Annotated in this window: 13 protein-coding genes; 3 read left to right on the forward strand and 10 right to left on the reverse strand. The window is 62.5% G+C overall.

The features are described 5' to 3' along the window. The 3 genes from VFB05_RS13240 to dusB all read right to left on the reverse strand — a co-directional run. The coding region (locus tag VFB05_RS13240) for a response regulator (RefSeq protein ID WP_325013040.1) at positions 1-600 on the reverse strand (600 nt) is incomplete at its 3' end. A gap of 9 nt (positions 601-609) precedes the next feature. Continuing rightward, positions 610-1,779 carry a nitrogen regulation protein NR(II) gene (locus VFB05_RS13245; protein WP_325013042.1) on the reverse strand — a complete coding sequence of 390 codons (1,170 nt, stop codon included), beginning with the start codon at positions 1,777-1,779 and terminating at the stop codon, positions 610-612. Then, the gene (gene dusB, locus VFB05_RS13250; RefSeq protein ID WP_325013096.1) at positions 1,776-2,777 is read right to left on the reverse strand and encodes a tRNA dihydrouridine synthase DusB; all 1,002 of its coding nucleotides are present in this window, start codon (positions 2,775-2,777) and stop codon (positions 1,776-1,778) included. Before dusB ends, VFB05_RS13245 begins: the two co-directional genes overlap by 4 nt. 276 nt (positions 2,778-3,053) lie before the next feature. Between dusB and VFB05_RS13255 the strand changes: the two genes are divergently transcribed. Together VFB05_RS13255 and VFB05_RS13260 are read left to right on the forward strand one after the other, a co-directional pair. Continuing rightward, the gene (locus VFB05_RS13255) at positions 3,054-4,253 is read left to right on the forward strand and encodes a bifunctional 2-C-methyl-D-erythritol 4-phosphate cytidylyltransferase/2-C-methyl-D-erythritol 2,4-cyclodiphosphate synthase (RefSeq protein ID WP_325013044.1); all 1,200 of its coding nucleotides are present in this window, start codon (positions 3,054-3,056) and stop codon (positions 4,251-4,253) included. 185 nt (positions 4,254-4,438) lie between these two features. After that, a complete protein-coding gene (locus VFB05_RS13260; RefSeq protein ID WP_325013046.1) occupies positions 4,439-5,047 on the forward strand; it encodes a CinA family protein in 609 nt (202 codons plus the stop codon). Between the two features lie 21 nt (positions 5,048-5,068). Here the strand turns inward: VFB05_RS13260 and VFB05_RS13265 are convergent, their stop codons facing one another. Then, positions 5,069-6,748, reverse strand: coding sequence for a methyl-accepting chemotaxis protein (locus tag VFB05_RS13265; protein WP_325013048.1), 1,680 nt, complete (start codon positions 6,746-6,748; stop codon positions 5,069-5,071). A 170-nt stretch (positions 6,749-6,918) separates the two neighbouring features. On the opposite strand from VFB05_RS13265, the gene VFB05_RS13270 reads away from it, so the two are divergent. Then, positions 6,919-7,155, forward strand: coding sequence for a hypothetical protein (locus tag VFB05_RS13270; protein ID WP_325013050.1), 237 nt, complete (start codon positions 6,919-6,921; stop codon positions 7,153-7,155). A 65-nt stretch (positions 7,156-7,220) separates the two neighbouring features. Here VFB05_RS13270 and VFB05_RS13275 read toward each other — a convergent pair whose 3' ends face one another. The 6 genes from VFB05_RS13275 to VFB05_RS13300 form a co-directional block, all read right to left on the reverse strand. Further along, the gene (locus VFB05_RS13275) at positions 7,221-8,339 is read right to left on the reverse strand and encodes a ring-opening amidohydrolase (RefSeq protein ID WP_325013052.1); all 1,119 of its coding nucleotides are present in this window, start codon (positions 8,337-8,339) and stop codon (positions 7,221-7,223) included. Between the two features lie 4 nt (positions 8,340-8,343). Continuing rightward, positions 8,344-9,108 (reverse strand): aspartate/glutamate racemase family protein, encoded by a 765-nt coding sequence (locus VFB05_RS13280; RefSeq protein WP_325013054.1) that lies wholly within the window; start codon positions 9,106-9,108, stop codon positions 8,344-8,346. Between the two features lie 10 nt (positions 9,109-9,118). After that, on the reverse strand, positions 9,119-9,997 hold the full coding sequence (locus VFB05_RS13285; protein ID WP_325013056.1) for an ABC transporter permease: 879 nt from the start codon (positions 9,995-9,997) through the stop codon (positions 9,119-9,121). 3 nt (positions 9,998-10,000) lie between these two features. Then, positions 10,001-10,882: an ABC transporter permease gene (locus VFB05_RS13290; RefSeq protein ID WP_325013058.1), complete on the reverse strand. Its 882-nt coding sequence runs from the start codon at positions 10,880-10,882 to the stop codon at positions 10,001-10,003. A gap of 81 nt (positions 10,883-10,963) precedes the next feature. Beyond that, positions 10,964-12,265 carry an ABC transporter substrate-binding protein gene (locus tag VFB05_RS13295; protein WP_414643195.1) on the reverse strand — a complete coding sequence of 434 codons (1,302 nt, stop codon included), beginning with the start codon at positions 12,263-12,265 and terminating at the stop codon, positions 10,964-10,966. A gap of 11 nt (positions 12,266-12,276) precedes the next feature. After that, the gene (locus tag VFB05_RS13300; protein ID WP_325013062.1) at positions 12,277-13,317 is read right to left on the reverse strand and encodes an ABC transporter ATP-binding protein; all 1,041 of its coding nucleotides are present in this window, start codon (positions 13,315-13,317) and stop codon (positions 12,277-12,279) included. Positions 13,318-13,373 lie beyond the last annotated feature (56 nt).

Genomic DNA, 13,373 nt, shown 5'->3' on the forward strand with positions numbered 1-13,373 from the left:
AATTGCCGCCATGTTGACCGCGACAAACGGACCGTTGCGCCGCTTGCCATAGTCATGCAGCGCGCGTGCAACCAGTTCCTTGCCGGTGCCGGACTCGCCCGAAATCATCACCGTCAGGTCCGTCTGCATCAGACGCGCCAGCACGCGATAGATTTCCTGCATCGCCGGCGAGCGGCCAACCAGCGGGATCGAGTCGAACTCGGCATCGTCAGGCGTGCTCGCCACCCGCTCCTTCGGCTCGGCCAGCGCGCGGCCGACGATCGCGATCAATTCCTTCAGGTCGAAAGGTTTCGGCAGATATTCGTAAGCGCCCCGCTCGGAGGCGCGGATCGCGGTCATGAACGTGTTCTGCGCGCTCATGACGATGACCGGCAGGTTCGGCCGCATCTTCTTGATCCGCGGCAACAGGTCGAAGGCGTTTTCGTCGGGCATCACGACGTCAGTGATGACGAGATCGCCCTCGCCCTGGCTCACCCAGCGCCACAGCGTCGCAGCGTTTCCGGTCAACCGCACCTCATATCCGGCGCGCGACAGCGCCTGGTTGAGAACGGTGCGGATGGCGGTGTCGTCATCGGCTACGAGAATGCTACCTGCGGGCATCGTTATGTCTCATCTTGTGTTCTGTGAGGCGAGCGTCCCGGCAACGTCATCGCGGTCACTTGGGTCAAGTTTCTTGGCTGGATTGAACATGGGCAACAGCACACGGAAGGTTGTTTTTCTTGGTTGAGACTCGCACTCGATGATGCCGCCGTGGTCGCCGACGATCTTGGCGACGAGCGCCAGACCGAGCCCGCTTCCGGTCGGCTTGGTCGTGACAAACGGATCGAACAGGTTCGGCAACAGATCGTCCGGCACCCCGGGGCCGTTGTCGCGCACGCAGAATTCAAGCGGCAGCGAGACGCGCGATTTCTTGCCCGGCACCGACAGCCGTACGCCCGGACGGAACGCGGTCGTCAACTGGATTTCCGCCTCGTTGCCGAGCTCGGCAGTGGCTTCGGCGGCGTTTTTCACGAGATTGAGAAACACCTGGATCAGTTGATCCTGGTTGGCGAGCACCGGCGGCAGCGAAGGATCGTATTCCTCGACAAAGCGGACGTTGCGCGCAAAGCCCGATTGCGCCAGCCGTTTGACGTGATCGAGCACCGAGTGGATGTTGACCGGACCGCGAGCGACGGGGCGGTCGTCGCCGAACACTTCCATGCGGTCGACCAGCGTGACGATGCGATCGGCTTCGTCGCAGATCAGGCGCGTCAGCGTGCGGTCTTCCGGCGAAGCCGCCTGTTCGAGCAATTGCGCCGCGCCGCGGATGCCGGAGAGCGGGTTCTTGATCTCATGCGCCAGCATCGCGGCGAGCGCGATCACCGAGCGCGCGGCGCTTCGATGCGTCAATTGCCGGTCCATCTTGTCGGCAATGCTGCGCTCCTGGAGCATCACGACGATATGGCCAGGACGCTCGGTGACGGGCGCGACGTGAAGGTCGACCTGGCGGTCGCCTCCCATGCGCGGCGTGCCGAGATCGACCTTGTATTCATAGACCGGCGAGCTTGAGGAGCGAACCTGGTCGATCAAGGCGAGCAAGGGGCTGCCGAACGGCACCAGGTCCTTGAGCGAATGCCGCTGCAGAAACTGCGCGGAGATCTCGAAAAACGATTCAGCCGCCATGTTGGCATCGACGATCCGGCCATCCGGACCGACCAGCAGCACCGGGTTCGGCAGCGCATTGAGAATGACTTCCGAGACTGACGGCATCGGCCGGCGATGTTCGGCGGTGGAGCTCATGCGGCGGCTTCCCACGCGAAATCGTCGAAGGCGTCATCCAGCGACCGGTGAACGAGACGCGGATCGTCCGCAGTCAGGATCTTTCCGCGCCAGTTCTTCAGCACGGCGGCCGGCGCGCAGGCGCAGGTAGCCGCGACCTCGAGCGCCCAGCCGAGATGTTTGCGCGCATGGCGCAGGCCGATGCGCAGACCGTAGTGATCGCAAATCTCGTCGTAGAGGTTACGGATGTGCGAGAGCTGTTCCTTGAGCGACGGCGCGGTCTCAATGGCGCCGGTCTCGAGCCGGCGGCCGATCTGACCGGGCAGCCAGGGCTGGCCCTGCGCGCCGCGTCCGACCATCACAGCATCGGCGCCGGAGGCTTCGAGCGCAGCGACCGCTTTTTCGAATGACGTGATGTCGCCGTTGACGACGAGCGGAATCTTGATCGCGTGCTTCACGGCTCGCACCGCGCGCCAGTCAGCCTCGCCCTTGTAGAACTGGCAGCGTGTGCGGCCATGAACGGAAATCAGTTGCACGCCGGAAGCTTCGGCGCGGCGCGCCAGTTCCGGCGCATTCAGCGATCGCTCGTCCCAGCCGAGCCGCATCTTCAGCGTCACCGGCACGCTCACCGCGCCGACGGTCGCCTCGATCAGGCGAACCGCGTGATCGAGATCGCGCATCAAGGCCGAGCCGGATTGCCCGCCGGTGACGTGCCGCGCCGGGCAGCCCATATTGATGTCGATAACGTCGGCGCCGGCGGCCTCCGCCATCCGTGCCCCTTCCGCCATCCATCTGGCTTCGCAGCCGGCGAGTTGCACGACGTGGGGACCGATCCCGGCCGCCTCGCATCGTAGCTGCGACATCGGCTTGCCGTTGACCAGATCGTCGCTCGCGGTCATCTCGGAAACGACCAGTCCGGCGCCGAGCTGTGCAACCAAACGTCGAAACGGTGCATCGGTGACGCCCGACATGGGCGCCAGAAAAACCCGGTTCGCGACCTCAATACCACCTATTTTCAATGGGTTAGGACGCAAAAGGTCGAGCCTGCTCACGGATTTCTCTTAATGCAGGACGGGTGCCGTTACCCGCCAGAATCTATTCTGTAGCACAATTCTTGTGCAGTCAAGTTGCATGCCTACACTTTAGACAGTTCGGTAAATCTTGCAAGTGCACTGCAGCATTGCATCGTTTTTTGTCCAAGGCCCAGGATTAGCTCTGTCTTCCAGGCATCAGCATGATAAGGGCTGGCTCCAACCCTTATCCGTTCCTTTCCGATCCGATCGATAGCCAAATCCATGCCGAATCCGCCGCGGACAGCCGCCATCCTCGTTGCCGCAGGCCGCGGCCTTCGCGCCGGCACGGGCGGCCCGAAGCAATATCGCGCGATCGGCGGGCAGCCGGTGATTTACCGGGCGATGGCGCCGTTCAGCTTGCATCCGCAAGTATCCGTCGTGCAGCCGGTGGTGAATCCGGACGATGCCGCTGCCTTCAACGACGCGGTCCGGGGCTTGCGCCACGCGCCTCCCGTCAAGGGCGGCGCGACGCGCCAGGCCTCGGTGCATGCTGGGCTCGAGGCGCTGGCCACCGAAAAGCCCGACATCGTGCTGATCCACGATGCGGCGCGGCCCTTCGTGTCGGAAGGTCTGATTTCGCGCGCGATCGATGCGGCTTCGGCGACCGGTGCCGCGATCCCCGCGATATCAGTCGCCGATACGATCAAGCTGGTGGACGGCGGTGGCCGCATTGAAGCAACGCCGGAGCGGGCACGCTTGCGAATCGCGCAGACTCCGCAATCCTTCCACTTCGACACCATCCTCGAAGCGCACCGGCGCGCCGCCCGCGACGGGCGCGACGATTTCACCGACGATGCGGCGCTGGCCGAATGGGTGGGATTGACGGTTGCGACGTTTGAAGGCGAAGCTGCGAACATGAAACTCACGACACCGGAAGATTTCGTGCGCGAGGAAGCGCGGCTGGCAAGCCTGCTCGGCGATGTCAGGAGCGGCACCGGCTATGACGTCCACGCCTTCGGTGACGGCGATCACCTGATGATCTGCGGCATCCGCGTGCCGCACACGCGAGGTTTCCTCGCCCATTCCGACGGTGACGTCGGCCTGCATGCGCTGGTCGATGCGATCCTCGGCGCGCTTGCGGACGGCGATATCGGCTCGCACTTTCCGCCCAGCGACATGAAGTGGAAGGGCGCGGCGTCCGACAAATTCCTCAAATACGCGGTCGAGCGCGTCACCGCGCGCGGCGGACGTATTGCCAATCTCGAAGTCACGCTGATCTGCGAGCGACCGAAGATCGGCCCCCTGCGCGACCAGATGCGGGCCCGAATCGCCGAGATCACCGGGCTCGATATCTCGCGCGTCGCCGTGAAGGCGACCACCAGTGAACGGCTCGGCTTTACCGGCCGTGAGGAAGGCATTGCGGCCACCGCCTGCGCGACCGTCCGCCTGCCCTGGGATGACAAGGGCCCCGTCTCGATCTAGGCGAGTTGAGGAAAACGGGGGGCAGATGGCTGGCGAACGTCAAATCAGCTCCACTAGTGGTCCGATTCTGACATTCGCACCCCGTTGCGGAGGCACTTTTGCGAGTGTCAGAATCAAAGGACCACTAGCAAATAAAGATTCTCGTGGAGCCTTCGATTTGACCTTCGCATAAGGAAACGCGGCAAATGGCTAGCGAACGTCAAATCGGCTCCACGGTCACCCTCGCCCGCTCCCTGCTCGACCTCTGCCGCAGCCGCAAGCTGACCATTGCCACGGCCGAGTCCTGCACCGGGGGGCTTGTCGCCGGCGCGCTGACCGATATTCCCGGCTCATCCGATGTGATCGATCGCGGCTTCGTCACCTATTCCAACGACGCCAAGCACGCGATGCTGGGCGTGGAGACCGATACGCTCGCGACCTTCGGCGCCGTCAGCAAGGAAACCGCCACGCAAATGGCGGTCGGCGCGCTGGAGCGGGCCGGCGTCGATCTCGCGGTCTCCATCACAGGCATCGCGGGGCCTGGCGGCGCGGTGCCGGGCAAACCGGTCGGGCTCGTCCATTTCGCGGTCGCCGCACGTGACGGGCGCATCACGACCCACGAATGCCGCTTTGGCGCGATCGGCCGCAGCGCCGTGCGTCAGCGCTCGGTGGTCGAAGCCTTGCGAATGTTGATGGAGATGGCGCGCGGGCCGAAAGCGGCAAAGCCGAAACGCGCGGCCGTCAGCCGCATTCGCCCGCGCGCGACACGCACCGCGCGCCGCCATGCGCTGAAGCAACGACGGCCGCCGCGCTGATAACCTTCAGCGGCAACGCGATCAGGCCGCGCGCACCGTACTCAGGAAGGCCTCCACCTCTGTTTTCAGTCGCACGCTCTCGGCGGCGAGCATCTGCGCGGCCGAAAGAACCTGGGACGAGGCAAGACCGGTCTCACTGGCGCCGCGCTGCACATCGGTGATGTGCGACGAAACATCATGGGTCCCCTGGGCCGCCTGCTGCACGTTGCGTGAAATCTCCTGGGTCGCTGCGCCCTGCTCTTCCACTGCGGCCGCGATCGCGGAGGATATTTCCGACAGCTTTTCGATCGATCCGCCGATTTCCTTGATCGCACCGACCGAATCCTGTGTGGCAGACTGGATGTCGACGATCTGCTGGCCAATCTCACTGGTTGCCTTCGCGGTTTGCTCCGCCAGCGCCTTGACCTCGGACGCAACGACCGCAAAGCCGCGCCCCGCCTCGCCGGCACGCGCGGCTTCGATGGTCGCATTCAAGGCAAGCAGGTTGGTCTGGCCCGCAATCGCATTGATCAATTCGACGACGTCGCCGATCCGGGATGCGGCCTTCGCCAGCTCCCCGACGCGGTCGTTGGTCTTGCTGGCCTCATCGACGGCGGCCATCGCCATCCGGGCGGATTCCTGAACCTGGCGGCTGATCTCGTTGATGGACGAGCTCAGTTCCTCGGTCGCCGAGGCGACCGACTGCACATTGGTCGAGGCCTCCTCGGACGCGCCGGCGACCTTTGTCGCCAACTCCTGCGCGTGGTCGGCGGTCGACGTCAGCGTCGTCGCGGACGCTTCAAGCTCGGTCGACGACGATGCCAGCGAGCCGACGAGCTCGCTGATCATCGCTTCGAACTCTGCCGTGGCGGAGCTGATGCGTTGGGCGCGCGCCAGATTGACGGCTTTCTCCGCATTCGCGGCCTCATCGGACGCCTTCTTGGCGACGAGCGCCTCCTTGAAAGCCTGCAGGGCAGTCGCGATGCGGCCGATTTCGGTCGCCTCGCCCTGGTGAGGGATCTCGGCCGACAATTCGCCGTCAACCAGCCGGCCCATTGGCGTCAGGATCGAGCCGATGCCGCGCCGGATATCGTGCGAGACGTAGCTCGCCGCGCCGATTCCGACAGCCAGCACGCAAAAGAGGATCGCACTCATCAGGTAAATAGCGCGCCAATAGGTCCCCTCGGCGCTCTGGCCCGCTGCTTCGGCGCCCTTGTCGTTCAACTCCACGAGCTCGGCGAGCGACTTGTCCATCGCGCGGCCGACCGGGACCACCTTTTCTGCATTGATCTGCCTGGCGGCGGCAAGATCGCCCTTGCCGGCATGCGCGCGCACCTGCTCCGCGGCAGCGAGGAATTCCTGCCAATGCCCCTCGAGCTGGCCGGCGAGGTCGCGCTCTGTGGGCGAGGCGATCAACTGGCGATAGGCTTTCGCAGCCTTTTCGTAATCGCCTCTGCGAGCCGCAAGATTGCGGTCAACGTCGGCGCGTTCCGCATCCGTCACTGTGAGATGATCGCGCAGGACGCCGCGAAACCGCGCCGACTGCACGCGCATCTCGCCGATCCAGCGGACGCTCGGCAGCCAATGCGCCTGGATCTCCTGAGCGGAAGCGTCGATCGCGCGCATTTGCAGGAATGCAAAGCCGCCAATGGCCACAATCATCAGGGACAGAAAAACGACGATCGCAAAAAGCTTCGCGCTGATAGAAAATCTGGCAAGCACGAAAGGATCTCCCAAGTATTCGTCCGGATCAAAAATGGAAGCGCATTGTTAACCAAACGATTCTAAGAATTCCCTAAGAGTACCGATCCGAACACCGCGGCCGAGCCACCGACGCCGGCCGCATCGGGTATTTGTGTCGATTTTTCCGAAATAATAACGATCAAACTAAAATGGCGATGCCAAGCAATCGCCCGTCAACGTCTTCGGCCTACAACCGCTGTATTAGAAAAGATTTCAGGGGGGGTGTTATGACGGATTTCTCTATCGCCGCGATTGCCACGACCGAATCAGTTGAAGACACTCACGATCATTCGCTCAAAACGATCGCTCTGTTTTGCTGTGCTGGTTTGCTGACGTCGCTTTGCCTGATGGCATTCGGCATCGATATCGGCGCTACCTGGATCTAGCCGACCGGCCACGGCCGCGCTGCCGATAAGACAGCGTGGCCAGCCTGCGGTTCTTCTGACGGAAGTCAGGCGCGTGCAATGACCGCGATCGGTCCACCTCCGGGCGGACCCTGGTGCTCTGCACCGCCGGAGACGTAGACGGCGCAAGTCCCAGCCAGGCCGCTGATCAATCCGCCGACGGCCGCGCGCGCGTGGCGCGTGGCGCTGATGTCGGTGTCCTCGAGCATGGTGTGACGCAGGCCGCGCACGGTGCCGTCGGGAGAGGCCTCCGCTTTGGCGAAGATGTTTACCAGCCGGTCTGGCGCGCCTGCACCCGATTGCGGTTCGAGGCCGACGCTTTTCAACGCTTCAATAACAGCAACATAATCGATCGCATCACGCATCACGGCATGACCGATCGTGAAAGCACTTGTCGCGTGGTGCGAATTGCCCATGACGATCACGACGTTGTGCATCAGTTCGATGCCTGAAGAGGTCGAAGCGACCGACGAAAACAGATCATAGTTTTTGAGAACGTGGTTGTCTCCGATCTCGTCCTTGATCTCGCCGAGCGCAACGGCAATGCCGAGCGCAGAGGCCCCGCGCGAATAACCCATCGATCCGTACGCGCTGTAGGTGACGGTCTTCTGCCCCCTGCCGTGGGCGTCCTCAATGCGGTCACTCGTCAACAGCGGGCATTTGATCTGCACGAAATGCACATCGGCGGGATCGTCGATGCCGGCGTCAGCCATGGCGGAGCGCACGGCGTTCGCCGTCTCGCTGACCTGGACTGCTCGTCCGATCTCTTCGGGGCGGAAGTCGCGTGTTTGCGCAATTCCGATACTCAGCCGCTTGCCTCCGAGCTTCTGCCGATCTCCGTTGTCGTCCGACATCTTGCGTGTGAACACTGTGATATGCGGACTGAGCACGCCTTCCGTTCCGCCCGACATGACGAAGGCGATCCGCTCCTCGACGCCCCGAGGCGTCAGCGCAAGGCAAGGCGCCAGCGCGACCGACAGCGCCGACGTCGCATATTCGCGGGTGAAATCATTAACCCCGCCATTGCCTTCTGTTTTGCCGAGGATCGCCAGGATCGACGCCGGATCGATATGGCCGGCTTCGATCAACTGAACCAGACCCGAGACGTCGCCGGGCCCCTTGGTCGAAATCCGGATCACGTCGACCGACATTGTACGCGGTGCCATTGAGTTACTCCTTTCCTGGGTCAACGGCTCTCGCTTGCCGAGGCGCGAACGAGGCAAAAGCGCCGAGATAGGGCTTCGGCCGCGGCGCGGCGTAGGCGCCGATCTTCGAGGTCTTCAAGTTGAGCACGCTGCACGCCTCCGCGAGCTTGACGGCGCTGGTGACGCCGTCGATCACCGGCAGGCCGTGCTGCTCGGTCAGGCGCGCAGCGAGATCTGCCATGCCGGCGCAGCCGAGCACGATGGCTTCCGCCCGGTCGTCGCGCTTGGCGCGTTCAATCTCGGCGCTGATTTGTGCCGACGCATCGGACGCTGGGTCGTCCAGCGCCAGCACGGGCACTTCGCAGGCACGGACCTTGGCGCAGCGGCCGGCGAGCCCGTATTTCAGCAAATTGGTTTCAATGGCCGCGATCGAGCGCGACAGCGTCGTGACCACGGCGAAACGGTAGGCCACCATGGTGGCCATGTGGAATGCGGCCTCGCCGATCCCGATGACCGGCGCCACCGCGAGGCTTCTCGCGGCTTCCAGTGCGGTGTCGTCGAAACAGGCGATGACGTGTGCGGACACGCCTTCCGCTTCGCCCCTGGCGATTTCCGCCAGCAGACCGGGCGCGGAAAACGCTTCGTCGTAATAACCTTCGATCGATACCGGTCCATCAGCGGGATTGACGGCGATAATCTCCGTGCCCGATGAGGCGACCGCGCGCGCAGCCGCGCCGATTTTTTCGGTCATGGCAACGGTCGTGTTCGGATTGACGATGAGAATGCGCATTGGGTGCATTCTAGACCATCCCCTTCCCCGCATCCGAGCCGTGGCGCCGCTGCCGCGCCTGCAAGAGCAGAATAACGATTAGCGCCGTGAAGATTACCAGGAACGACACCGCGCTGGTCAGGGTGCCGAGCGCATAGATGTCCGGCTTGGTGACGGTCGTGGTGAGACCCTGCAATTCCAGCGGCAGCGTATTGACCGAGCCGATGGCCTGGCTGGAACGGGCGAGTTCGTCCCACGACAAGGTGAAGCCGAAAAGACCGATGCCGACGACCGACGGCAGGATGATCGGCAGCACGACGTAACGGAATGTCTGCCAGGGCGTTGCGCCGAGATCGCGCGCGGCTTCCTCAAGCCGGCCATCGAACCGATTGAAGATCGCAAACATGATCAACAGCCCGAACGGCAAAGTCCAGGTCATGTGAGCGCCGAGACCGGATGTGAACAGCCCCATGCCGGTGGTCCATCCCTCGACGCCGAGGCCGTTGACGAAATCGTCCAGCAAGCGGAATTCGAGCCCAATGCCGAGCGAAGTGATGATCGACGGCATGATCAGGCTCGCGATCGCGACGTAGAACAGCACCGTCGCGCCGCGGAACGACCTGCGGAATGCCATGCCGGCCGACACCGAGAGCAGGACCGTCAGCACCATGACGACGGCGCCGAGTTCGAGCGAGCGCTTGAACGCCGCGCCGATATTGACGATGCCGCCGCCGGTAAACACGCGATCGAACCAGACGAGCGAGACGCCGTTCATGGGAAACGTCAGGCCGCCATCGGGTCCCTGAAACGACAGGATGTAGATCGCGAACATCGGCCCGTACAGGAACAGGACATAGGCGGCAAAGAACAGCGCCAGGAAGTAGAACGATCGCGGCCGCTTGTCGCCCATCGCTCACAGCTCCTTGCGGATATCGACGATCCGCGTCAGCGAGGAAATGATCAGGATGGTGATGCCGAGCAGGATGACCGCATTGGCCGCAGCAGCCGGGAATTGCAAGGCATTGAGCCGCGTCTCGATGATCTTGCCGGCGGATGCGATCTGCTGCCCGCCCATCACGCCGACGGTGACGAAGTCCCCCATCACGATGGTGATGACGAAAATCGACCCGATGACGATACCGGGCTTTGCCAGCGGGATCACGATATTCGTAAGCGTCTGCCATCCGCTGGCGCCGGCATCGTAGGCGGCTTCGATCAGCCGTTTGTCGATGCGGATCATCGAGTTGAAGATCGGCACGACCATGAAGAATGTGAACAGGTGGACCAGCGCCAGCACAACCGAGAATTCGGAGAACAACAGCCACTCCAGCGGCTGGCGGATCAGTCCCATGCCCATCAGGCCCTTGTTGACCAGGCCATTGCGTCCCAACAGCGGAATCCACGCGATCATGCGGATCACATTCGAGGTCCAGAACGGGATGGTGCAGATCAGCGTCAGTACGATTTGCCAGGTTTTCGAACGGACATGGAAAGCGAGAAAATAAGCGACCGTAAAGCCAATGAGCAGCGTCAGAACCCACGTCAGAACGCACAATTCGAGCGTCTTCAGATAGGTCTTCAGGATCGTGCAGAGCTCGGGCAGATCGGCGATGCAGCCTTCGAACGTGTCCGTGTAGCCGCGCAGGCTGAAGGCCGGAAGCATTTCGTATTCATTGTAATCCCATGCGCTGACGATGACGACGAACACCAGCGGCAAAAGAAAGAATATCGCAAAGACCAGCATCATCGGCGCGGCTTGCAGCCATGCGGCTAAGGATTTGCGGTCTTGCGTCATGGATCAAGCGTTGCGGGATCGAGTGTGAGATCGGTCGAAAAAAAGGCCTGCCGCGCCTCAGCGCGGCAGGCCGTCATCGCATCAAGCGGCGATGAACTCATTCCACTTGCGGACCATGTAGTCGTTTTCGTCCATGATCGCATTCCAGCAGACGACGGAGCCCATGCGGTCGTCGTAAGAGCCCCCGTCGCGTTTGGAGCCGGCCTTCTCGAGAACGGTGCCGTCCGGCGCCTTGATGTCGCTGACCGCTGTCTTGCCTTCCATCCAGAAGCCCCATTCGTCGGCGCTCATGTTGGCCTTGGCGGTCGAGAGAACCGCTGAATAGTAGCCCTGGCGATTGAGGTACGCGCCGGCCCAGCCCGACAGGAACCAGTTGACGAATTCGTAGGCCCATTCGAGCTTTTGCCCCGTGGCTGCCTTGGATACGCAGAAGCCCGAAGCCCAGGAGCGATAGCCTTCCTTGAGTGGTTGGTAGGTGCAGGGGATGCCCATTGAGCGCACCTTCGTCACCGCCGGCGACCACATCGATTGGATGATGGTTTCGCCCGAGGCCATCAGATTGACGGACTCGTTGAAATCCTTCCAGAAGGCGCGGAACTGGCCGGCTTTCTTGGCCTCGGTCATCAACTTGATGGTGAGGTCGATCTCGGGCTTGGTCATGTTGCCCTTGTCGGCGTACTTGTGCTGGCCGGTGGCCTCTACCACCAGCGCCGCATCCATGATGCCGATCGACGGAATGTTGAGGATCGCGGCCTTGCCCTTGAATTCGGGATTGAGCAGTTCGGCCCAGGACGAGATCGGACGCTTGATCAGATCGGGGCGGATGCCGAGCGTGTCCGCGTTATAGGTGGTTGGAATCAGCGTGATGAATTCGGTCGGCTTGGTCGCGAACCTCTTCGAGTTGGCGCCTTCGAGATACAGCACCTTCCACGGCGCGGTGCCCTGCCCGCCGATCTTCTTGCCGTTCGGCAGCTCACCCTTGGTGAACACCGGCGTGATGTTGTCGAATTCTTTGATCTTCTTGGCGTCGAGCGCCAGGATGTTGCCCGACGGAATCAGTTTCTTCAGCGCGAAGTATTCCGTGTCGAGCACGTCGAACGAATTCGGCTGGGTCACGACGCGCTTGGTGACGTCATCGGTGGTCACCGTGATGTACTCGATCTTGATGCCGGTGTCGGCCAGGCATTTCTTGGCGATGTCGTCGCCTTCGTTCACGGCGGTGCCGAGATAACGCAGGACCTTCGGCTCGGCCGACTTCACATAGGGAAAGCCGGTGATGGCGCCCGACCCAGCGGCAAGGCCCACCGCTCCGGCGGCGCCCTTCAGCATGGCGCGTCGGCTGACACTCCTGTTCATGGTTTTCGACAAATTGCTCATGATCATCTCCAAAGATGTCAGATCGCCGGTTCAGGCGAACGGACGGTTACAGAACTGCGCGTCGTCCCGAGAAGACTCGCCTGCGCCGGATCCCAGGTGGCGATCACCCGCTCGCCCGGCGTGTAGTTGGCGCGGTCATATTGATCTTCGGTGAGCTGGGCCGAGATATCGGCTCCGCTATCAGCCGAGATGGCGACGCGGACGTAAGTGCCCTGATATTCGACTTCTCGGACGATGCCCATGATCGCGGGACCGCTCGTCGCATCGCCTGGCCGTTTCAAAATCAGGCGGTCGTTGCGGACCGCATACGTATCGCCTCCGACAGCGATCACGGCATGGCCGCCGATGAACTTCGCTGTGAATTCGGTTTTGGGATGGTTGAAGATGTCCCGGGGCGCGTCCTGCTGCTCGATCTTGCCGGCATTCATCAGGACCACGATGTCGGCGAGCGCCATTGCCTCATCCTGGCTGTGGGTGACGTGAATGAAGGAGATTCCGAGCTCGCGTTGCAGCCGCTTCAATTCGGTTCGCATGCGCAGCCGCAAAAACGGATCGAGCGCGGACAGCGGCTCGTCCAGCAACAAAATCTGCGGCGACGTGATCAGGGCACGCGCCAGCGCGACGCGCTGCTGCTGGCCACCCGAAAGCTGCGGCGGCAGCCGCGCCGCGTAGCCCTGCATGTCCACGAGTTCAAGCAGCTTCGTCGCTTCAGCGTGGCGCTCGGCCTTCGCGACGCCCCGCATCTTCAGCGCGAACGCAACATTGTCGAGCACCGACAAATGCGGAAACAACGCATAGGATTGAAACATCATCGCGGTGCTGCGGGCTGCCGGCGGCAGATCGGTCACGTTGCGCGGGCCTACAATGATGTCGCCGGACGAAACTGACTCATGACCTGCGATCATCCGCAAGGTCGATGTCTTGCCGCAGCCGGATGGTCCAAGCAGGCAACAGTATGAACCTTCCGGAATCTTCAAGTTGATGGCGTCGACGGCAGTGACGTTGCCGTAGATTTTCGTCACCTGAACCAGCTCTAACGCTGCAGCCTTGCCCGCCATCCGCCATCAGTCGCAATGAGTTATTTGCGGAAAAGAATGCAACGGATGTGCCAGAA

The sequence above is a fragment of the Bradyrhizobium sp. genome, from assembly GCF_035652035.1.
Lineage (GTDB): Bacteria > Pseudomonadota > Alphaproteobacteria > Rhizobiales > Xanthobacteraceae > Bradyrhizobium.

Bases quoted from the DNA above. Each gene is read 5' to 3' on its own strand.
- VFB05_RS13270 (WP_325013050.1), top strand. From the start codon at position 6,919: ATGGCGATGCCAAGCAATCGCCCGTCAACGTCTTCGGCCTACAACCGC.
- VFB05_RS13295 (WP_414643195.1), bottom strand. From the start codon at position 12,265: ATGATCATGAGCAATTTGTCGAAAACCATGAACAGGAGTGTCAGCCGA.
- VFB05_RS13300 (WP_325013062.1), bottom strand. From the start codon at position 13,317: ATGGCGGGCAAGGCTGCAGCGTTAGAGCTGGTTCAGGTGACGAAAATC.
- VFB05_RS13255 (WP_325013044.1), top strand. From the start codon at position 3,054: ATGCCGAATCCGCCGCGGACAGCCGCCATCCTCGTTGCCGCAGGCCGC.
- VFB05_RS13260 (WP_325013046.1), top strand. From the start codon at position 4,439: ATGGCTAGCGAACGTCAAATCGGCTCCACGGTCACCCTCGCCCGCTCC.
- VFB05_RS13285 (WP_325013056.1), bottom strand. From the start codon at position 9,997: ATGGGCGACAAGCGGCCGCGATCGTTCTACTTCCTGGCGCTGTTCTTT.
- VFB05_RS13275 (WP_325013052.1), bottom strand. From the start codon at position 8,339: ATGGCACCGCGTACAATGTCGGTCGACGTGATCCGGATTTCGACCAAG.
- VFB05_RS13280 (WP_325013054.1), bottom strand. From the start codon at position 9,108: ATGCGCATTCTCATCGTCAATCCGAACACGACCGTTGCCATGACCGAA.
- VFB05_RS13245 (WP_325013042.1), bottom strand. From the start codon at position 1,779: ATGAGCTCCACCGCCGAACATCGCCGGCCGATGCCGTCAGTCTCGGAA.
- VFB05_RS13290 (WP_325013058.1), bottom strand. From the start codon at position 10,882: ATGACGCAAGACCGCAAATCCTTAGCCGCATGGCTGCAAGCCGCGCCG.